Raw genomic sequence first — 22,962 nt, forward strand, 5'->3', positions numbered from 1 at the left:
TTGAGTCATTATTTATGTCGATTATTATACAGTTGAAAAATCCGATAAAGAATAAAGTTTAGTCATCATTTTTTTCCTTTAATGCTATTATGGTTAATTCTTCATCATTTAAATCTGAGTTTTTAGGAAGTGTAATACTAAAAACAGTGCCTTCTCCTGGTTTGCTTTGTACCGAAATTTTTCCATTATGCTGTTCTATAATAGCTCTTGAAATAGCCAGACCTAATCCAGTCCCTTTACCTATTGGTTTAGTTGTGAAAAAAGGATCAAAAATACTATTTAGCTTATCAGCTGGGATCCCACAACCATTATCACTAATTGTTATATAAGCATTGTAAGAGTCTTGTGTTGTGGTTACAGCTATCATTCCTACAGAATTACTTAGCGACTGCGCAGCATTGATAAAAATATTTAGAAATACTTGGTAAAGCTGGGTTGTACGACCTATGAGCTTTATTTCATCTGCGCAATAGTATCTTTCAATTGTTGCATTGTATTTTATTTGATTCCAAGCAACTCGTAGAGTGTTTTCTAACAAACTAGTGAGGTTGATATCATCTATTTTTGTTTGATTTGGATGAGCAAACAGTTTTAGGCTCTGAACTATTTCTTTGACTCTATTCGCACCTTCTTTCATTTCACTTAAAATATCACTGGTATCTTGTGTTAATTCATCAAATTGATAGTGTTCTAGCCGTTCGTTGATAGCGCGTGTACTTTGAAATTGCGGTTTTACTAAATCTTTAATCAAATTAGTGTGCTGCTGTATATTATGGGCTAAGTTATGAATGTTACTGATAACGTAGCTTAATGGGTTGTTTATTTCATGAGCAACGCCTGCGGCCATTTGTCCTAATGAAGCCATTTTTTCTGAGTTGATTAACGTTTGCTCTATGTTTTGCTGCCTTTGCTGTAGACTTTTTTGTTCAAATTGTGAAATTGTATTACCAGTGAAGCTAATAAATTGCTGAAGTAAACTCACGTCCTTTTGATTAAAAGCACCTTGTTTCTCAGAAAAAACAAATAATTGATATTGTTTTTTATTTGTTGTTACTGGCGCAGTTAATAGTGAGTGTTGTTGTTGCCAAAAAATGTCATCTATTTGCCACTTAGTGAGTTTACGTAACTCAAATATATTTTTTATGTTGGGCTGTATCGATAAAATAGCGATTAATTCAGGTAATACTTTCTCTGCATTTTCCTTTGATGCTTTTAGCATAGAGTAGGATTCAGTATTAGGATTATATTTGACTAATATTGCTGCTGAAAAAGATATTGTTCGTTGTAATATAGAGAAAAAATCTTTAAATAACTCATCAGTATTTGAGCTTGCTAATATTGCTTCTAGGCCATTTAATATTAGCGTATTAAAAGCGCCTGCTTGCTCTAGAGCTTTATTTTTCATTTCCAGTTGATGAATCCTTTCTAATAGCTGTTCATTATTTTTCATAGTATTTACCAAATATAATTAAGTTACTTTCTATTTTTATAACTATCGAAGTAGCTTACGTCGCGAAAATGAAATTCTGTTGTTAAAGGAATGTGTGCAAGTTGTAATTCTTGCATTATGTACTTATTTAATCGTCTATAAGCACCAAAAAAAATAAGAACAGCTCCTATTATTATGTCAGCGCTAGATACCACTAAACGAATAATCGCAGATACTTTTTGTGTTAATTGATGTTCGCACTCTTTATTTTTTTTATTCTGGATGCACTTAGTTTCAATCGAAAACATTTTCAACCTTTTTTAATATTCATAAATACTGTTGGTGTCCTTGTTGAGCTTAATATCTCGTCATGTTTCTGTCCAATACGTTGTCGATGAAATATTCAGCCAGCGGCATTTAGTTAGATGTTTAAGTTACCTTAATATTCAAGTTGCAAAGTGCGCCTGTTGTTGTCTTTGGGTGTACCAATTTTAATGTCAGGCTCTACTTGTATAGCATTAATAGCCCTTCTGTCTCATTTGTCGCAATAGTAATAAAGCTGTGCTACGATTTAAATAGATTGATACTAAGTTGTTGTGTGATGTTAAAAACGTTAAAGCCAAGTGAGATAGCCCGCTACTGCGATGTACACCAAAGAACCGTTAGTCGCTGGATTGCATCCGGTGAATTAGTTGGTCATAAATTACCTGGACGGGGCAATTATCGTGTTCAAGTTTCTGATTTTATAAACTTCCTTAAGAAGCAGAACATGCCAATATCGGATAGCTTATCTTTGCAGAAGCAAGTACTAATTATTGATGACGAGGTCAATGTTCGTTCAAGTATCAAGCGAACCTTAAAAAAACAAAATTTTAGTATTATTGAAGCTGCCAGTGGCTTTGAAGCAGGGCTTTTATTGCAACAAAAGAACCCTGATCTGATAACGGTTGATTTACGTATGCCTGGTATAAGTGGGTTAGAAGTTATTCGTATGATTCGTGCGCAGGAAAGATTTTCAGATGTTAAAATTCTTGTTATATCAGGGGTACACGAAGAAGAGTTAAAGAATACGATTGTAGTTGGTGCGCATGGTTATCTTTGCAAGCCGTTTACTAGCGATGAATTAATAAATATTGTTAATAAATTAGTTAATAAGTAACCGTTGATGCAGAGGTAGCAAATAATGATAAACACTATTCTTCTGGTTGATGATGAATTGAATGTTTTACGATCGCTTAAGCGACTGTTTGTTCGATCGGGTTTTGATGTTGCAACAGCATCAAGTGCAGCAGATGCTCTTGAATATTTGAGTACTAATCGTGTAGCAGTCATAGTTACCGACTTCAGAATGCCGGTTATGGATGGCGCTGAGTTTTTACTTGAAGTGAAACAAAAATGGCCTACTACCGTTAACTTGGTACTTAGTGGCTATGCAGACTTTAAATCAGTCGTTGAATTACTCAATCAAGGTGTAGCCTTCCGTTTTTTGGAAAAGCCGTGGAGTGATGATGATTTATTAACAAATATTCATCAAGCACTGGTTGAATTTTCAAAATATCATTTTCAAAAAACACGAGACCAGATACTTTTGGGTAGTGTTTCTCCCTTGATTGAAGTTACTGATAAAGGAGTAATCGGTCGCTATAATGGTTATGCAAAAAAAGTTATCCATAATATCGAACAACTTCAAGGCAGAAATGTCTCTGAGTTATCTGCGACGTTAAAAACAGATGTTATCGATGCTTTTTTTGCAGAGGAAAGTCCAACACTGTTTCTTAATTATTTCGATGTGTCTGCAACGGGTGAAGAAAAGGAAATAATAATAGAGCGATACCTATCGGATCAATTTGCTCATCTTCTCAAGCTTTCTTTTGGGGGAGCTTGTCCGAAAAATGAACTCAGGTTTAAAAAGTCAAGCCTTATGGCTGAACATGAATTTTGTGAGTTAGTCACTTCTTTTGAGCTAAACTCTCGACCTTGTACTGTCGTTTATTTAGGGGTCTTACAATTCTCATTATTGAATAATTTACTTAATCACCATGAAATTTACAGTCTGATACACGATATAGTTAATGCGATCGAAGGTGCGCTCACGGATGAAATAAAACTATGCCACTTTAATATGGACAGGTTTGTTTTATTGATCCCAAGAATTATGAATGACACGCAGCTATTAATCTATATGGAAAAAATAATAAAAAAATTCAATGAGTTACTTTGTTTAACTCGTGCTACAACAGATTTGAATTTATACGGTGTTTATGGTTTTGTGCCAGAAGATGGTATTTCCGGGAAAGAACTTATCAATCAAATGCGTCTCAATATGGGGCATCAGATAGTTAAACAACACCGCACTATAACTAGGTTTGACCCAGATTTAGTAGCTGATTATAAAAAAGAGTTTGAGCTGAGCAGAATGCTGCTTACTGCTATTTCTGAAGAACAATTAACACTACGTTTTCAGCCTAAAATTGATTTATCGTCTCAAAAAGTTGCCGGTGCTGAAGTCTTAGTCCGATGGTATGAGCCAAAAAAATATGGCTGGGTGTCACCTGCTCAGTTTATTCCAATAGCAGAATGTGATGGCCAGATCATTGAATTGGGGCGATGGGTGATTGAAAAAAGTTGCGAAGCACTTAGCCGTTGGATGAAAGAGGGGATTGAGTCTTGCCCTCTGGCAATTAATGTATCTGGTAGGCAGCTAAAAGAAGACAAAGGTTTTGTTGATTTTGTTCTTGAATGTGTAAAAAAACATCACTTACTCTCATCACAACTTCATTTTGAATTGACTGAAACATACCTAGTTGAGGATATTGCTGGATGTCAACAGCAACTCTCAGAATTAAGATCTCATGGTTTTGAGATTTTAATTGATGATTTTGGTGTTGGCTATTCGTCACTTGCTTACTTATCTAAACTGGCGGTTGATGCACTTAAGTTAGACAAAGTACTAATTACAGATCTCGATTCATCAATTGGTATGCAGAGCCTAGTGCGTAATATTATTCGTATGGCCCATGAGCTAAAACTTAAAGTGATCGCTGAAGGTGTAGAAACGCCCTTTCAGTGTTCTAAATTAAAGACATTAGGTTGTGATTATGTGCAAGGTTTCTACTTTTCAGTACCACTTGAAGAAGATGATTTCTGCGCATTTATACAATCAACTAACAAGATAATTACTATATGACATCAGTGACCGTGGTATTGTTAGATGATGATGCGCTGTTACTGAAAGCTTTACAGCGGACAATTATTCGCACATTTCCTAACACAATAGTACTTGTTGCCAATGAATTAGATGAGTTTTGGCAATTATTACAAGACAACCCCGATGTGGATTTAGTAATTAGTGATTACTTGATGCCTCATATGAATGGTTTGGATGTGCTTGAATTATGTGTTGCTAGGTATCCGTATCCGGTAAGAGCATTACTAACTGGGGATATGACAAACACAACAATAATGCGTCAACCTAATTTAGTGCATGCGTATTTAAGTAAGCCTTTTAGCGGTGCAGACATTAGTAATTTATTAAATAATGTTGCCGAGCTAAAGAGTTTACCATTTGAAAAACATGTTCGTCGTCAGTTAGGGGCGATGATGAGTTTTCCTGTTTGTCCTATATTTCTCCAAAAGTTACAAACAGTATTGAGTAGCGATGATTATAACTTACATCAAATAACCACCATAGTCTCTCAAGAGCCTGTTATTACAGCTAAATTACTTCAAATTGCTAATTCAGCTTATCTTGGTTTTCAGCGACAAACATCTTCTATAGATGAAGCCGTATCTAGGATTGGCTCCACTATGTTATTAGCGATTGTTACTTCTTTAGCAATGTCGCAAGCAGTAGGTAATGTATTACCTACTCGTGTGCACGAAAGACAGCTTGAAATAGCGTCTAATTACGCAGGCTGTGTAAAAACATTTGCTGAGCATGCTGGGTTCAATCGAAAAAACCAAGAATTACTTTTTTCTGTCGCAATACTTAGCTTTGTCGGTAAGGTTATTTTGCTTTGCGGGGATCAAAGTCTAGCGCAAAGCTATGATGAAGGTATCAACACGGATGATTTAGCTCATTATCAAAGTGTCTCTGCTTATGTGATGAAATTGTGGGGTTATGATAGTCGAATATGTACTTTATTGATGAGCTGTAATGACTTAAATGGCATAAAAGAAGCCAAGCTTAACGAAATAAATCAGCTACTTTACATAGTCAGGAAAATTTTATTTAGTGCATGCTCAGTAGATAAGTTACAAGTTTTATTAACTGATAAAAATGTTGATATTAATTTGACGCAAGCATTAGCTAGTTTTGATTGGAAAACATACCTGATTTCTTACTAGGGAGTGTTGACCTTTCATGATTCAAATTTGTTCTATCTAGGGGCGCTTCAATCGCGGCATTAGCATGATAACTTAGTAGACTAAATAAAAACTAAGTAAAGCTAGCGCATTCTGTTATCGGCTTTTCTCTAAATCCATGTAAGTAATGAAAAACCAATTTGTTCTAGGCAGAAATTTTGAGCTGCGCGTTTTTTAATTTTTTATCAATTATTTAGTGATACAACCACATTGCACAGGCACTGTATCAGCAAAAAATATACTGCTGTAAACTTAACCTCGAAAGATTTATACCAATCGTGTTAAGTTACTGACCATTTATAGCGACAGATAAATACAGTGATAACAAGGCGTAATTTTTGATATGTAGTTGTTCTACTTGAAAAAATTATAACGCAGTTAGCGCTTTATTTAGCTCGCTAGAATGGTTAAATATTTAAGTCGATTGGTATTACACGCTACAGATATTTTAACCTTTCGATTTTATTACTTAGCATCATTTATTGTGGTTATTAATAAGGCTTAATAAGTGATGGGATTTTTATAGTGATCTCAGGTTATTTGAAAAGGAAGTGCTCGATAATTTTTTGTAAAAAGCCAGTTAATAATTTAGCTGTGGGGTATAAGGTAAATAAAATGCTTGTATTTTGCTGCAACTCGACGCTTGTTGTGTTTGAAATTGTTTCGCCATAATTTATGTTAAGAAAAGGGTTGCTATGATCGCGACGAACTATGACTAGATTACATCTCTCCTATATTAGCAAACCAGTCTGCAATTAACAGCTACGGGCATACTATTAGTCTACACTATGGTTAATGATTATCAGGGGAAAATTGAAATTGAGACTATCGTAAGTTTAGGTACATGTGTGCGATGTATTTTTCCAGTGTTGAGTGAGCGACCTTAACTCAGGGCAAAAACCATTTAACCAGAGTTAGGTTAAGTAATAATTTGCTTTTAAATTAGCCAATTGTTGGTTAGTGTAGGTATGAATTTTATAATAAATTGAGGGTGAATAATGCTTAATGAAAAAAGTGAATTGGTTCTTAGGGATTATCTAAGTCAGCACCCTGAACTAAAAGTGGTGAGTACTGACAGCGTGATTGGTTTTATCAGTGGGTTATTGGCGTGCTCGGAATTTTATGGCGAGTCAGAAATTGCCAATTATATTGCTGATAAAAATGACCCTATTTATACCCGATTAATGACAAGCTCAGCGGAGCATGACGCAATGATCACGCTGCTGGATAATGTGACCGAGGCTCAGGTCGCGCAGCAGCATATACTGGCAAGTATTTACCCTCATGGTAAAGATGCTAAAGAGCCGAGTGAGCAACTACAACAATGGTGTGTCGGCTATTTAGCTGCTTATATGGTGAATCAAGAAGTATGGCAGCATGACTTTAACTTTTTACTCAGTGCCGATAAACAGGTCGTTGAGAATCAGGCAGATGGACAGTTATTTATTGATAACTTTGAAGCGACGCTTAATTTACTAGCCACTTTTGCGATGTGGCCAGATTCGCTCAAAGAGCATCCAGAACCAGCGGTACTTAGTGAAGGCTTTGCACTACTGTATACTGGATTAGATGAAAGTCTTACTGGCATTGCATCCATGGCATTGATGCTAGAAGATGAAAAACTGGCTTTGTGGGAAGAAGAAGGCTAGAAAACATAGTTTTAACAACCAGCATGATTTGAATAATCATGCTTTTTTTTGTTTAAAATTCAATCAAAAACATAAAAAAGAAGAAAATTTAGCTAATTTTTGCATATATCGACCATTGTCGCAGTTAAATATGTTTCTTTTTATATGTGTATGTTGCTAGGATGTTCGTCAAGGCGTCATTATGTAAATGACGCTGCATTACACTAATTATAACTTTTATGAATTTACTTGTTTATTACTGCAATCGAGTAAACAGGTGAAGAGTCAACAGGGTCGAACAACACACATGACAATACTTCGTTTAAATACATTGGCTATCGCCGTAGGACTTGCATTTAGCAGCTCAGCTGTCATGGCTGAAGACGCACAAGTTCAAGCAGAAAAAAACATAGAACAAATTTCCGTTTTAGGTTCACGGGTTTCTAACCGCACAGCAACTGAATCTTCGTCACCCATTGATTTAATTGACGCTGATGATTTAAACAAAGGTGGCTTTACCGAGCTTGGTCAAAGCTTACAAGCTACAGCGCCATCGTTTAATTTTTCGCGTACACAAGTTTCTGACGGTTCCGATTTATTTCGCCCAGCAACATTACGCGGCTTACAGCCAGACCAAACCCTGGTTTTAGTAAATGGTAAGCGCCGTCATAATCAATCTATTTTTGGCCTTAATGGTACAGTTGGTGCAGGTGCTGCGGGTACCGATATGAATGCTATTCCACTTACGGCACTTAAAGGCGTTGAAGTATTACGCGATGGTGCTGCAGCGCAGTATGGCTCTGATGCTATTGCTGGGGTTATTAACTTATCACTGAATGATTCAACTGGTATAACAACTGGTTATGTACAATATAGTGAAACAGCTGAAGGTGATGGCGATACCATTTCAGCGGGTTTAAATCGCGGTTTTGATTTGGGCACAGAAGGCGGTTTTATTAATTTATCTCTTGAGTATCGTGATGCCGATGGTACTAACCGCGCAGAGCGCGATACAGGTGGATCGCTTGATGTAGAGCCAGGTACATTATCTGACAACGTTCGTTGGGGCCAAGGTAATTCGGAAAGTGAATTTACCTCGTTATTTTATAATATGGCATTGCCAATGGGCGACGGTGAGCTTTACTCGTTTGGTGGTTACTCTGAGCGCACTGCACTGGGTAACGGCTTTTACCGTAACTTTAACGAAGCATCTAAAAATGTTACTCAAGTATACAGTGATGGTTTTTTACCGCGCATTTATAACGAAGCACAGGATATTTCTATTGCGCTAGGTTTTAAAGATGATATTAATCCAGATTGGAATTACGATGTATCGGCAGTTTATGGTGAAAACCAATATGACTTTACATCACGCAATACATTAAACGCTTCTTACGCGGCGGAGTATTTATTTAATAACCCAACGGCAAGTGATGCTGATATAGCAGCAAATGCAGGCCCAAGTGGTGGTTACTCAGGTGGTTTTAGGTTCGATCAAACAACAATTAACCTTGACGTAAATGGTATTGTGGACATTGGTCGCGGCGAACCACTCTATGTAACAATTGGTGCAGAGTACCGTAAAGAAAATTACCAGATAGTGCCTGGTGATGAAGCATCGTATGCATGTGGTTTAGCAAACATGGATACATCGTATCCATCAGTGAACGACCCTGAGCAATTTGCACAATGTGGCTTTCAAGCTTATAACGGTTTGCGTCCAGAAGCTGCAAATCAGAGCGACCGTAACAGCTACGCATTTTACGTAGATGTTGAAACTATGCTTACTGATGCATGGAACGTCAGTGGTGCACTTCGCTATGAAGATTTCTCTGATGCTGGAGATGACTTAATTGGTAAGTTAGCAACGCGTTATGAATTTAACGATGACTTTGCAGTACGTGGTGCGGTATCTACTGGCTTTAGGGCCCCTTCGCTGCAGCAAAGTGGCTATACAGCATTTACTACTAACTTAGGATCCGACGGCACGTTAACGCAATCATTTACTGCAAATACGGGCACTGCTTTCCCAAGTGCACTAGGTGTAGATAGCTTAAAGCTTGAGACATCGACAAACTACAGTGCTGGTTTTGTTTACGATGTCACAAGCGAACTTTCGTTAACGGTTGATTTTTACCGCGTAGAAATTGAAGACCGTATTACACTTGGCAGTTTATTAACGGCTGACGATGTATCGTTTAGCTCTGAGGCTGTTGCTGCTTTACAAGCAACCGGCGCTGTACAAGCTAACTACTTCTCGAACTCAGTTGATTCAACCACTCAAGGCGTTGATATAATTGCATCATATCGTACCGATGTAGAAGGCGGTAACTTTGGTGTTACTTTTGCGGGTAACTTAAACGATACTAAAATTGATGGTGTAAACGCAGCGGACGGCATTCCAGAATCGGTTGCATTTGATGATTTACAACGCAGCTTTTTTACCGACGGACAGCCTAGTGAACGAGCAACACTTACCTTTGACTACGAACGTGATGCATACACTTCAACAATTCGTTTTAATTACTTTGGCGAAACTGATGTAAAATATTTTGGTAACGACCATATATCATTACCGGGTGAGCTTTCGCCAACAGGTTCATTCAAACCAACTAGTACGGTTGAATCAGCAGTGTTAGTTGATTTAAATGTTAGCTACCAAATTAATGATATGTTTGTGCTTTCGGTTGGTGCCGATAACGTATTTGACGAAACGCCAGATGAACTAGGTGATGACGAAGTACTAAACTTTATCACCAATGGCGCATTTAAATACCCTGTACGTGCATTGCCTTATGGCTTTGATGGCAGAAGTTATTACGCAAAAGTAAGTTTTAGTTTCTAAATTTATAGTTGTTATTAAGCCCGCAAATAAGCGGGCTTTTTGATTTAAAATGCTTGTGTTTTTTTATATCAAGCATACAATCGCAAAACTTTTAAAGAGGAAAAATAAATGAGTAAACGTCGTTCTAAAGTGACTAAATCTACAACATCAGTAGATACAGGTCGGGGTGTTATTCGCGATAATGCATTAGCCGCATTAGTGACATCGAAAATTTTTAAACCACAAATTGTAGCTGCTAAAAAAGGTAAAGGTGCTTACAAGCGCAACAAAAAGCATGCAGGACAAGAGTCCTATTTAATCGCCGCTTAATGACGTTGTGATCAAATAGGGCTTTTGTTCTAAACGCTATTTTTTATAAAAAATAGCAAGCTCAGAAATTTTTATAAGACCTCGCTTAGATAATTTTTTTCTAATCGAGGTTTTTTGGTTATATAGTCTACCACCTTATTGTTTATACCTATTCACACTCACGTTTACGTTTTCGTAAAACTTGCTAGAGCCCGCGAAGATACTCACAAATAAAATGTAACCATAAATTAACCTTGTGTTCATATTTTGTATGCGAAATTACCCATTCTTTAAACTGTATGGTTTTTATTTGATGTTAAATGATGATAAAAAATATCATTTATAGTCCTTTTTGGTTAATGAAATGGCTGTTTTCTATACATCACATATCCAAATTAAGTTGACGTATGAGTTAACTGTGGTAGTTTTTAAACTGATTTGTAAATTTAATGTTATATTTAACCCTGGGCGGAGGAGCTATGAGCTCACAAATGACAATAAAAAATGCTTTCAAACTAAGTGCGGTGTCACTCAGTTTTGTAGGCTTAAGTGTGCACGCAGCAGTCGACTGTAGTGCATTAACGCAATGGCAAACGGGTCAAACTCACAGCGGTGGCAGCCAAGTACACACACAAAATAGTGCATATGAGGCAAAGTGGTGGACACAATCAAACCCTTTAGAGAATTCAGGCCCGTGGCAAGAATGGAAACTTTTGGGTTTGTGTGACAGCGCTGTCACTGAGAATCAGGCACCCAATATTACAGTATTAACTCCTGCAAATAATTCTCAATTTGCCGATAAAGACAGCGTTATCATAACTGCGCAAGCAACCGATGAAGATGGTTCTGTGACAAAAGTTGAGTTTTTTGTTGATGGTGCATTAATCGCAACTGATAGTAGCGCACCGTTTAGTACTAATTGGCCCGCGGTTGTCGGCACTCATCAATTGAGTGCAGTAGCAACCGATGACGACGGCGCGCAATCTTCGCAAGTGATCAATACGATCAGCGTTACTGAAATCGTGGATCCGGTTAATCAAGCACCGGTGGCAACAATTAGTTTCAGTAGTTTACCAACAGAATTAACGGTTGGCTCACAAGTGGTGTTTGCGCTTGCAGGTACTGACAGTGATGGTCAAGTAACGGCACTTAACTTTGCGGTTAATGGTGCTGATGTGCACCAAGCAAGTACGGCATCAAGCAGTTATGCTTGGCAAGCAACAGCGCTTGGTCAGGCAACCTTTACGTTAACGGTAACTGATAACGAAGGCGCAACAGCCCAAGTAACAAAGGTGCTTACTGTTGTTGAAGAAAATACCGGACCAGTGACTGGAACTGATTGTCATCCGCAGGGGTTATATCAAACACCAGGTGTAAATACGCCGTATTGTACTGTGTATGATGCAGATGGTCGTGAGATAATGGGTGTTGATCATCCGCGTCGTGTAATTGGTTATTTTACCAGTTGGCGCAATGGCGCAAATGGCCAACCGAGCTATTTAGTAAATGATATTCCATGGGATAAAATAACTCATATCAACTATGCGTTTGCCCATGTTGATGCCAATAATAAAGTATCGATTGGCGATCCAAATGCAGCCGGTAATCCAGCTACAAATATGGAATGGCCAGGAGTGGTAGGTGCCGAAATGGACCCAAGCTTCTCGTATAAAGGTCACTTCAATCTTTTAAACAAATTCAAAAAACAACACCCACACGTTAAAACATTAGTATCTGTAGGTGGTTGGGCTGAAACGGGTGGTTTCTTTGATGAAACGGGCCGCGTTGAAAGTGGTGGTTTTTATACCATGACGACCAATGCAGATGGTTCAGTTAATCAAGCGGGCATTGATGCCTTTGCAAAAAGCTCAGTCGAGTTCATTGAGAAATATGGTTTTGATGGTGTTGATATTGATTATGAATACCCATCATCAATGAAAGATTCAGGTCACCCTGATGATTTCCCAATTTCAAATGCACGTCGTGCAGGTTTAAATGCATCTTACCAAGTACTAATGAAAAAGCTGCGCGAAGAGTTAGACCGTGCTGGTGAAAAAGCGGGTAAACATTATTTACTAACAATTGCATCGCCTTCTTCAGGTTATTTACTTCGTGGTATGGAAACATTCCAAACGGTTAAATACCTCGATTACGTTAACATCATGTCTTACGACTTACATGGAGCATGGAACTCGCATGTTGGCCACAACGCTGCCTTATTTGATACCGGTCTTGACTCCGAGCTTGCGCAGTGGAATGTATATGGCACTAAAGAGTTTGAAGGGATTGGTTATTTAAATACTGATTGGGCGGTACGTTATTTCCGCGGCGCAGTATCGGCAGGGCGTATCAATATTGGTATTCCTTATTATACCCGTGGTTTTAAAGATGTCAGCGGGGGTACTAATGGGCTGTGGGGGCAATCTGCACTACCTAATCAAGCAGATTGCGCAACAGGTACCGGCGTTGGCGAAAAGAACAAGTGTGGCAATGGCGCATTAGGCATTGATAATCTTTGGCATGATAAGAACGATGCAGGACAAGAAATGCCAGCAGGTTCTAACCCGTTGTGGCATGTTAAAAATCTTGAGAACGGCATTGTTGGTTCGTACTTAGGTGTGTATGGCTTAACACCAGAGACTGATGTTGATGATCAATTAACGGGTACTTATACACGTCACTATGACAGCGTTGCTGTTGCACCTTGGTTATGGAACTCAGAGAAAAAAGTATTCCTATCTATTGAAGATGAGCAGTCTATGGCAGCTAAAGTTGATTACGTAATTAACAATGGCCTTGGCGGTATCATGTTTTGGGAACTTGCTGGTGATTATGATTTTGACTCAGCAAAAGGTGAGTACTTCATGGGTTCTACCTTAACAACTTTGGCTTATGACAAGTTTAACCAAAGTGGTGTGGCGTACGACACTCATCCAGGTAATCCAAACTTTGTTGTACCAACTGAAGCGGTAGATGTAACGTTTGCAGCAAAAGACTTCCCAATTGGTGATGATAACTACCCAATTAGCCCAACATTTGCGTTTACTAATAACTCCAATATTGATCTAAGCGGTGCGAAAATTTCGTTTGATGTACCTGTATCAACATCGGCTATTTTTAAATCTAACTGGAACGCACAAGAAAAATTGGGCATGGCAGTTGAAGTAAATGGCTCAAATGCAGCAGGTAACAACATTGGTGGGTATGAAAATGAATTCCACCGTTTTTCAATCACTCTGAACAATGAATGGGGCGGTCAACCGAAAGACTTCAGTGGTGGCAAAACAGTCAATGCGCAAGTTATGTATTACATGCCAATTACCGGTCCTAGTAACTTTACTATAGAAAAAGATGGCAAAGTTTACGCGTTCAAATTTGAATACCCACAATTGCCTGATGGGACTACCGGTGGCGGCGACACCACGGGTCCTGGTAATGGTGGTGGCGATACATCTGGTATGTGTGAAGGTGTGGCTGTGAGCTCAATCCCTGTATATCCAAACTTCCCTCAAAAAGACTGGGCAGGCAATCCAAGCCATGCCGCAGGCGGTGACTTAATGGTTCATAACAGTGCCGTTTATAAAGCGAAGTGGTGGACAAGTTCTGAACCTGGAGCAACAGCTGACTGGACTAAAAGTTGTAGTCTGTAAGTAAATAATAGGGGCAAGTTTGCTTGTCCCAAAATTTCAGCTTTTCAAGGACAAAACAATGATAGCTATTAAATTTAAAACTTTATCACTCTCGGCAGTGGCAAGCAGCGTATTACTAACAATTATGCCAGCGCAAGTGAATGCTCATGGTTATATGGATAGCCCAAAAGCGCGGCAAGCTTTTTGCCAAGCCGATGGTGGGTATTGGTGGCCCGAAGATGGCACTAATATTCCAAACCTTGCTTGTCGTGCCGCATTTTTAGAGTCGGGTACAGTGCAATTTGTACAAGATATTGAGTTTTCAGTTAATACACCGGACTACTTAAATCAAGCCGCGGTAGAGGCTAAGGTACCAAATGGGTCGTTATGTGCCGGTGGTGACAACGCAAAGCGTGGTATGGATTTACCTTCGCCGCATTGGCAACGCAGTGATGTGGTACCTAATGCCAATGGTGAAATTCAAATTCGTTACTTAGCAGCAACGCCGCATAATCCCAGTTTTTGGCAGTTTTATTTAACTAAACCAAGCTTTAATGCAGCAACAGATGTATTGACGTGGGCTGACTTAGAGCTAGTTCAACAACATGAAAATATTGACGTTATCAAAGATACCGATGGAAAGCGTTATTACGAAATGAATGTTGCTATTCCACAAGGGCGCAGCGGCGATGCTATTTTATATAGCCGTTGGCAACGTATTGATGTGGTGGGGGAAGGTTTCTATAACTGTAGCGATATCAATATTGTGACAGACGCAGGGCCGACGGATCCGAGTGTTTGGTCAAGTGTTGGTTACTTTGTTCGTCAAGGACAAAGTGCCATTGCGGGTGACACTGTTTGGGCACGTTTATTTGATGAAAATGGCCAAGAGGTTATCAATCAGCAATTAAAAGTGACCGCTGCGAATCAAGCGAGTTGGCAGCAAGCACTGGCACAACAACTGAACTTAGATTATGCCCATTTAGTACAAATTGGCGTGCAAAATCAAGCCGGTGACGTGGTTTATAACAGTACTGATGTACTGACTAATCAAGTGTATAGCAGTAATGAAAATTACACTTATACCTTAAGTGTGCAAAGCGCTCCCACTAATACTGCGCCAATTGTACATACTTTGGATGATTTAGTTGTCGATGAAAACACCAGCACAGCCGTACACCTTCATGCTTTTGATGATGAACAAACGCAATTGAACTACAGCTGGTCAGTGCCAGCACCACTGAGCTTTACCGGTGGTGACGCAAACGTGGTGATTAGTGCGCCAGAGGTATCAACAAGCACAGATTATACCGTGTCGGTTTCGGTTTCGGATGGTCAATTAAGTACTCAAACTAGCTTTAAAGTCACTGTAAATGACAGCGTTATCACTGATCCTGATGTTGCTGCTTGGAGCAGTAGTGCAGTTTATCAAGCCGGTGACAAAGCCAGTTTTCAAGGTGTTGTTTATACCGCGAAATGGTGGAGTCAGGGTCAGCAACCTGATAGTTCTAATGCATGGCAAAGCGATTCACAACCGGGTATGAATAACGATTGGAATGTAAGTAAAGCCTATCAAAGTGGTGCTGAAGTAACCTATCAAGGACAGCGCTATAGCGCTAAGTGGTGGACTCAAGGTGATACACCTGGACAAGCCAATGTATGGACCAAACTTTAATCAGAAGCCTAAGTTTTGTAGTTCAAACTTATTAAATAATTAAATAAATAATGGATAAGAGAGAAATATGAATATTAAACAGTTAACAGCAGCCATTGGCGTTGCTCTATTTGCAAGTACAGCCGTTGCAGCACCGTCTACACCAAGTATTAATTGGGAACCGCAACAGTATTCTTTTGTTGAAGTGGATCTAGAAGGTAATGGATCATATAAACAACTTGTTACTCGTGTTGATGAAGTTGCTATCAACATTCAATGGAGTGCATGGAGCGGTGACGGTGGTGACAGCTACAAAGTTTACTTTGATGATATGTTGGTAAATGAAGGTACACTTGCTGCAGGTTCTAAGACCGGGACTATTTCTTTCCCTTATGACAAAGCTGGTCGCCATACATTATATGTAGAGCTATGCGAAGGCGGTACTACTTGTGCACGCAGTGCTGGTAAGCCAATCGTGATTGCAGATACCGACGGCGGGCACTTAGCGCCACTGCCGATGGATGTTGATCCTAATAACCGTGATATTGGTACCAAAGCAGGGTTAGTGACCGGTGCTTATTTTGTTGAGTGGGGTATTTACGGACGAGATTATGATGTTACAAATATCCCGGCACAAAACTTAAGTCACATTTTATATGGCTTTATTCCAATTTGTGGTGAAAATGCATCATTAACTGGCAGCCCTAAACAAGCACTTGAAACAGCCTGTGCTGGCTCTGCTGATTATGAAGTGGTTATCCACGATCCATGGGCCGCTGTGCAAAAAGCATTGCCAGGTGTGGATGCAAAAGATCCAATCCGTGGTACTTATTCACAGTTAATGGCACTTAAGCAGCGTTATCCGGATCTTAAAATCTTACCATCAGTAGGTGGCTGGACGCTTTCTGATCCATTTGGTGGTTTTACTAATAAAGCTAACCGCGACACCTTTGTAGCATCAATGGAAGAGTTTTTAAGAACCTGGAAGTTTTACGATGGTGTTGATATTGACTGGGAATTTCCTGGTGGTGACGGCCCTAACCCAGATATTGGCGATCCGATAAATGATGGTCCTGCATACGTTGCGTTAATGCAAGAGCTGCGCGCTATGCTTGATAAGCTTGAAGCTGAAACAGGCCGTACTTATGAGCTTACGTCAGCAATTGGCGCTGGTTACGATAAAATTGAAGACGTTGACTACCAAGCCGCTAGCCAATACATGGATTATATTTTCGCTATGACTTATGACTTTTATGGAGCATGGAGTGGCGTAACTGGCCATCAAACTGCGCTTTATTGTGGTGAGCATATGAGCGTAGGGCAATGTAATGGTACGGGCGTAGATGAAAACGGTGAGCCACGTAAAGGCCCTGCTTATACAACAGATAACGCAGTACAGTTATTATTAGCACAAAATGTAAACTCGAAAAAAATTGTTGTTGGTACTGCTATGTATGGCCGTGGTTGGGAAGGTGTTTATCCAACAGGCACCACTATTGATGGTAACCCTATGACAGCAACAGGCTCCGGTCCATTAAAAGGCTCAACAGCACAAGGCGTGTGGGAAGATGGCGTTATTGATTATAAAGGCATCAAAACTCATATGATTGGTGCTGCAGGCACTGGTGTTAATGGCTTTGAAGTAGGCTACGATGACCAAGCGCAAGCTGCGTATGTGTGGAATCGCGCCACAGGTAAACTAATTACTTACGATAGCCGTGAGTCAGTGATAGCTAAAGGTGCTTATGTTAATCAATATAACTTAGGTGGGTTATTTGCATGGGAAATTGATGCCGATAATGGCGATATTCTCAATGCTATGCACGATGGCTTAGGTGGAGTTGTTACACCACCAAGTAATAAAAAACCAGTGTTATCAGTATCAAGCACTGTAACCGTGAACGCTGGCGAAAGTGTTTCTGTCAGTGCTTCAGCAACAGATGCCGATAATGATCCACTAACTTTTAGTTGGACTGCATCATCTGAATTAACGGTATCTGGTAGTGCTACAAATACATTAGCAATTACTGCACCTGACGTAACCCAAGACAGCCAGTTTACGGCAACCGTCAGTGTAACTGATGGCAAAGCAACGGTAAGCCAAAGTGTTGTGGTTAATGTCATCGCGCCAACAACTGGTGACAACACTGCACCGACAGTTGATGCGATTGCTGATATCACTGTTGAAGAAGGCGCTTCTGCAGCAGTAACGGTTGTTGCCTCTGATGCGCAAAACGACGCACTGACTTATACATGGAATGTCCCTGCAGGTCTTACATTAGTTGGCAGTGGTGCCAGTGTTAATCTTACGGCGGGCGCAGTCGATGCTGATACTAATTTGACAGTATCTGTGGCAGTAAGTGACGGCCAAGTTGCTACCACTCAAAGCTTTACTGTAACGGTAACTAACACCGATACAACGCCTCCTACAGGTGATACGTGGGATGTCAGTAAGGTATATGTTGGCGGCGATATTGTTGTTTATAACGGTATTACATACAAAGCTAAATGGTGGACTCAAGGTAATCGTCCTGATTTAGGTGGCGTTTGGGAAGCAACAACTCCACCAGTAGATGATACTGGTTCAGTAGTTTGGCAATCTGCGGCTGTTTATAATAGCGGTGATGAAGTAATGCACCAAGGCAATAAATACCAAGCTAAGTGGTGGACTCAAGGAAATGAGCCAGGCGTAGCAGGCGTATGGAAATTACTTTAATTAGCCTATTACCCAAGCCTACTTTGAGGTAATAAGGTTAATATGTAATTTACTTAAAGCAGCTTTCGGGCTGCTTTTTTTGGTTTTTCGAGTCAGATGCACCATACTGTAAAAAGCGTCTGTAATTTAACTAGGCTGTAGTTATCAAATACATTTATTTATTTCTGATATTATTGAGTCCAATTAGTAACAGCTGCGAAAAAACTCTGCAAGTAGGGGTGATATTACCTTGGCCACCATTTGTCTTTGATGGTGAGCAGGCTCTTACAGGAATAGATGTAGAGATCAGCCGTTTGGTGTTAAAGCATGCTGGATTCTGTAGTAAGTTTATGCCTTTGCCGTCATCAAAGCGCGGTTTGGTCGAGCTTGAAAATGGCCGCGTGGATATATTAACTGCTGCGAGTTTCAATCAACAACGTGCCCAATATAGTCACTTTTCAACCCCATATAGACGTGAGAAAATGCGGCTGTTCTGGTATGAAGATACTAAGTATCTAACACACGATTTAGCCAGCCTGTTGGCGCAACAAAAAACCATAGCCGTAAATAATGGTGGTTATTATGGTAAAGAATTTGAGCAGCTAAGCAAAGTCACAAACAATAAAGATTTACTTGTACGAGTACCTTTGCTCAAGCATCGGCTATATATGTTAAAAGCTAAACGCGTCGATTTTATGATTGATGATGAAATATCTGGGTTATACCTCATAAGCCAAGAAAAAATCACCGGTATTACAATGCATCCTTATGTTATTCATGATAATCCAATCCATTTTATGCTCAGTAAAAAAACGGTCACGATGGACAATGTGCGCTCCATTAATGCAGCGATCATTGATATGCAATCGAATATCAAGCAAATAATTGCCAGCTATACCTATTAATTAACTAGCTATAATTGATACCACTAAAGCTGCGCACGTTTTACTGTGTCTGAAGGGTTTTCGCCAAATAGTTGTTTATAGTCTTTAGCAAACTGGCCCGGATGCCAAAAGCCCCAATTGGCGGCAATCATTGAAATGGGTTTATTTTGTTGCGGATCACTGAGTTCACGGCGTATTTGGTTAAGCCGGGTCATGCGTAAAAAACGCAGCGGATTGATGCCTAAAATACTTTCAAAGCTGTATTGTAAAGTCCGTCGACAAACGTAGGTAAACTCACATAATTGGGTGATAGTCACTATGTTGTCTGGGTGATCGTGAATAAATTCTTTCGCTTTATCAACAACTTTTTTACGGTGTTTATAACTTGGGGTTACTTTTTGCTGGGGGAGTTGTGATTGCAGTAAATGCAGCACTAAACTTAATAAAATATCGTGTTGTAAAGCCGCACTTGCTCCACCGCCATTAGCATAAATGATTTGTTCAATGCATTCACGAGCACGTTGCAGTGTTTGTGGTGATGTTGTAATACGCGGTGATCCATGTTCACAAATGCCCTGAAGCGACAACCCTTGTCGCTGAGCAATTTGATGAAGCGTATCTTGATTGATCACCATGCCATAAATATTAAATTGCTCAGGGGTGATCAGCTCAAAGTTGCAATCACTTGGGCGGCACATTAATTGATTATCAGCGATGGTGAGACCGTTAATTTTACTGTTTTGTGCGTTTACCGGAATACCAAGCCATAACGCATTTGGCCATACTTTACACTGTTGTCGTAATGCGCACTGGGTATATTCTTTAAACACTTGCAAACCATCATAAGCCACTTCATCAATACAGCCATAAAAGCGGCCATCACTGACTTGATCATATTTTTGTTGCCAGTTTGTTAGGTTTCCCGCCTGCTGGTCCACATCGGTCGTAGCTAAAGTGCACTTACTTGGTGCATTTGTCGGTAAATTATGTTGCATAGTTGCGTATTACACCCCAGGCTAATTATTACAAGCAAACAGTAGTTGTCCGATTTTTAATTTTAACTATTTGATTTTTATTGTTTAAATAACATTTGCCAAAACTTGATAGTTGCTTGGTACGCTATAAGCTACCTTAAAAGAATCGTTGCACTGTTTATTGTTTTTTTATTGCTTTTTATTGTAGTGGAAGCAATAGCTGTGCCTATCCTTTTTAACACACATTTTGTCAGCAAGGTAAGTTTATGAGTCAATCGTATCGATACACGTTAGGAAGTAAAACCTACCAATTTAACAATCTCGCACAGTTAATGGCTAAAGCGACCCCGCAGCGCTCTGGTGATAGCTTGGCAGGTGTTATTGCCAGTTCTGCCGAAGAGCGAGCCGTGGCACAAATGACGCTGGCAGAAGTCCCTTTAAAAACATTCTTGAACGATGCCTTGATCCCTTATGAAGACGATGAAATTACTCGGCTAATCATAGATGAACATGACACTAACGCATTTGCAGCAATCGCACATTTAACGGTAGGTGATTTTCGTAATTGGCTGCTGAGTGATCACGCAACAAGCAATGTTTTAGCGACAATCAGAGCGGGTATTACCCCCGAAATGGCTGCTGCGGTTAGTAAAATAATGCGTAATCAAGATCTGATCTTAGTTGCCAAAAAGTGCCATGTCACGACTGCATTTAGAAATACCATTGGTTTACCTGGCCACTTATCAACACGCTTACAGCCTAATCATCCAACAGATAATGTAAATGGCATTGCCGCGAGTATTTTAGATGGGCTGCTGTATGGCAGTGGCGATGCCGTAATTGGTATTAACCCCGCTACTGATAATGTTGCACAAGCGATTAAATTAATGCGGTTAATGGATGATGTGATTGAAAAATACCAGATCCCGACTCAAAGCTGTGTTCTTACGCATGTAACTAACACTATTGAATGTATTGAGGCCGGTGCGCCGGTTGACTTAGTGTTTCAGTCTATAGGGGGGACTGAGGCGACTAACTCAAGTTTTGGTTTTAATTTAAATACACTTGCTGAGGCGCAAGATGCAGCACAAAGTTTAAAACGCGGAACAGTAGGCAATAATGTGATGTATTTTGAAACGGGGCAGGGCAGCTCGCTATCAGCAAATGCCCACCATGGGCTTGATCAACAAACGTGTGAAACCCGTGCTTATGCCGTAGCGCGAAAATTCAAACCGTTACTGGTCAATACCGTAGTGGGTTTTATTGGCCCGGAATATCTATTTGATGGCAAAGAAATTACTCGAGCAGGGCTTGAAGACCATTTTTGTGCCAAATTACTGGGTGTGCCTATGGGCTGTGATGTGTGCTACACCAATCATGCTGAGGCAGATCAAAATGATATGGACAACTTACTGACCTTACTCGGTGTAGCGGGGTGTTCGTTTGTAATGGGGATCCCCGGATCTGACGATATTATGCTTAACTATCAAACCACCTCATTTCATGATGCTCTGTATGCAAGGCGGGTATTAGGTTTGCGTCCAGCACCTGAATTCGAACTTTGGCTGGCAAAAATGAACATTATGACAGATACCCAGCAGCATATTTTGTCTGACACGTTACCGTCACAATTTGCGCGTTCTTTGAAAGCTTTAAGTGGTGGACAGCCATGAAAAACTCATCTTCCAAAACGGCACAGCAAATACAGCAACAACATCAAGATAATGGCAAAGTGGTGCATAACCCATGGCGGCAACTACGCAGCTTTACCGATGCACGCATTGGTTTAGGGCGCGCTGGGATCAGTCTTCCGACGGCTGAAATGTTGGCGTTTCAACTCTCCCATGCGCAAGCACGAGATGCGGTTAATTTTCCATTGGATTTAGCTGCGTTAAGTGAACAGCTAGAGGATTTTTGCGCGTCACCACTGCATTTACATAGCCAAGCCGTGGATCGCAATCATTATTTACAACGCCCTGATCTAGGTCGAAAACTGGATCAAGCATCGCGCGATCAGCTAAGCAACTATATGAGGAAAGCGGCTATAGCCACTGAGTTACACCATGATATCGCAATCGTTATCGTTGATGGTTTATCGTCTTTAGCAGTACAAAAAAATGCCCATCCTTTTCTTGTTCAGTTACTGACGATACTGCGTGAACAACCAGAGCCATGGCGTTTGGCACCGATCAGCTTAGTTGAGCAAGGTAGAGTGGCGATAGGCGACGACATAGGTGAGCTCCTTAATGCCAAGGTGGTGTTGGTATTAATTGGTGAACGGCCAGGGCTAAGTTCTCCAGATAGTTTAGGGCTGTATTTAACTTGGCAGCCAAAAACAGGGCTGAATGATGCTTGTCGTAATTGTATCTCTAATATTCGTCCTGCGGGGCTGTCATATCAGGATGCAGCACAACGGACTTTATATCTTTTACAAGAAGCGAAACGTTTAAACCTGTCAGGGGTGGGGTTAAAAGATCGCAGTCAAGACGATGTGATAGAGCATCAAACGCAAACAACAAACTTTTTACTATCAGAATAATCAACAACGAAAACATAATGTAATTACAACAA

At 40.0% G+C, this 22,962-nt stretch carries 15 protein-coding genes; 12 read left to right on the top strand and 3 right to left on the bottom strand.

What is annotated here, in order from left to right:
• Positions 1 to 58: 58 nt before the first annotated feature.
• Together H5182_RS12130 and H5182_RS12135 are read right to left on the bottom strand one after the other, a co-directional pair.
• On the bottom strand, positions 59 to 1,450 hold the full coding sequence (locus H5182_RS12130) for an ATP-binding protein (RefSeq protein ID WP_182760094.1): 1,392 nt from the start codon (positions 1,448 to 1,450) through the stop codon (positions 59 to 61).
• A gap of 23 nt (positions 1,451 to 1,473) precedes the next feature.
• The gene (locus tag H5182_RS12135) at positions 1,474 to 1,737 is read right to left on the bottom strand and encodes a hypothetical protein (protein WP_182760095.1); all 264 of its coding nucleotides are present in this window, start codon (positions 1,735 to 1,737) and stop codon (positions 1,474 to 1,476) included.
• 293 nt (positions 1,738 to 2,030) lie between these two features.
• Here H5182_RS12135 and H5182_RS12140 point away from each other — a divergent pair, with 293 nt between their 5' ends.
• The 10 genes from H5182_RS12140 to H5182_RS12185 all read left to right on the top strand — a co-directional run bounded on the left by H5182_RS12140 (position 2,031) and on the right by H5182_RS12185 (position 19,438).
• Positions 2,031 to 2,588: a response regulator gene (locus H5182_RS12140; RefSeq protein WP_145239825.1), complete on the top strand. Its 558-nt coding sequence runs from the start codon at positions 2,031 to 2,033 to the stop codon at positions 2,586 to 2,588.
• 24 nt (positions 2,589 to 2,612) lie between these two features.
• On the top strand, positions 2,613 to 4,616 hold the full coding sequence (locus H5182_RS12145; RefSeq protein ID WP_182732538.1) for an EAL domain-containing protein: 2,004 nt from the start codon (positions 2,613 to 2,615) through the stop codon (positions 4,614 to 4,616).
• Positions 4,613 to 5,776, top strand: a complete 1,164-nt coding sequence (locus H5182_RS12150; RefSeq protein ID WP_182760096.1) for an HDOD domain-containing protein — start codon at positions 4,613 to 4,615, stop codon at positions 5,774 to 5,776. The genes H5182_RS12145 and H5182_RS12150 overlap by 4 nt, the downstream gene beginning before the upstream one ends.
• Positions 5,777 to 6,792: 1,016 nt before the next feature.
• Positions 6,793 to 7,443, top strand: coding sequence for a UPF0149 family protein (locus H5182_RS12155; RefSeq protein ID WP_182732540.1), 651 nt, complete (start codon positions 6,793 to 6,795; stop codon positions 7,441 to 7,443).
• A 286-nt stretch (positions 7,444 to 7,729) separates the two neighbouring features.
• Complete coding sequence (locus H5182_RS12160; protein ID WP_182760097.1) at positions 7,730 to 10,267, top strand: TonB-dependent siderophore receptor; 2,538 nt, start codon at positions 7,730 to 7,732, stop codon at positions 10,265 to 10,267.
• Positions 10,268 to 10,375: 108 nt separating this feature from the next.
• The gene (arfA, locus tag H5182_RS12165; protein ID WP_149981958.1) at positions 10,376 to 10,576 is read left to right on the top strand and encodes an alternative ribosome rescue factor ArfA; all 201 of its coding nucleotides are present in this window, start codon (positions 10,376 to 10,378) and stop codon (positions 10,574 to 10,576) included.
• Positions 10,577 to 11,034: 458 nt separating this feature from the next.
• Positions 11,035 to 14,205 carry a glycosyl hydrolase family 18 protein gene (locus H5182_RS12170; protein WP_182760098.1) on the top strand — a complete coding sequence of 1,057 codons (3,171 nt, stop codon included), beginning with the start codon at positions 11,035 to 11,037 and terminating at the stop codon, positions 14,203 to 14,205.
• A gap of 58 nt (positions 14,206 to 14,263) precedes the next feature.
• The gene (locus H5182_RS12175; RefSeq protein ID WP_182732543.1) at positions 14,264 to 15,859 is read left to right on the top strand and encodes a lytic polysaccharide monooxygenase; all 1,596 of its coding nucleotides are present in this window, start codon (positions 14,264 to 14,266) and stop codon (positions 15,857 to 15,859) included.
• 67 nt (positions 15,860 to 15,926) lie between these two features.
• A complete protein-coding gene (locus H5182_RS12180) occupies positions 15,927 to 18,554 on the top strand; it encodes a glycosyl hydrolase family 18 protein (protein ID WP_182735303.1) in 2,628 nt (875 codons plus the stop codon).
• Positions 18,555 to 18,727: 173 nt separating this feature from the next.
• The gene (locus tag H5182_RS12185; RefSeq protein ID WP_182760099.1) at positions 18,728 to 19,438 is read left to right on the top strand and encodes an ABC transporter substrate-binding protein; all 711 of its coding nucleotides are present in this window, start codon (positions 18,728 to 18,730) and stop codon (positions 19,436 to 19,438) included.
• A gap of 23 nt (positions 19,439 to 19,461) precedes the next feature.
• Here H5182_RS12185 and H5182_RS12190 read toward each other — a convergent pair whose 3' ends face one another.
• Positions 19,462 to 20,412, bottom strand: coding sequence for a helix-turn-helix domain-containing protein (locus H5182_RS12190; RefSeq protein WP_182760100.1), 951 nt, complete (start codon positions 20,410 to 20,412; stop codon positions 19,462 to 19,464).
• A gap of 245 nt (positions 20,413 to 20,657) precedes the next feature.
• Here H5182_RS12190 and H5182_RS12195 point away from each other — a divergent pair, with 245 nt between their 5' ends.
• The gene (locus H5182_RS12195; protein ID WP_182735302.1) at positions 20,658 to 22,064 is read left to right on the top strand and encodes an ethanolamine ammonia-lyase subunit EutB; all 1,407 of its coding nucleotides are present in this window, start codon (positions 20,658 to 20,660) and stop codon (positions 22,062 to 22,064) included.
• Complete coding sequence (eutC, locus tag H5182_RS12200; RefSeq protein ID WP_182735301.1) at positions 22,061 to 22,930, top strand: ethanolamine ammonia-lyase subunit EutC; 870 nt, start codon at positions 22,061 to 22,063, stop codon at positions 22,928 to 22,930. The genes H5182_RS12195 and eutC overlap by 4 nt, the downstream gene beginning before the upstream one ends.
• The last annotated feature ends 32 nt before the right edge of the window (positions 22,931 to 22,962 follow it).

It is taken from the genome of Pseudoalteromonas sp. SG44-17 (genome assembly GCF_014164235.1).
Classification (GTDB): domain Bacteria; phylum Pseudomonadota; class Gammaproteobacteria; order Enterobacterales; family Alteromonadaceae; genus Pseudoalteromonas; species Pseudoalteromonas rhizosphaerae.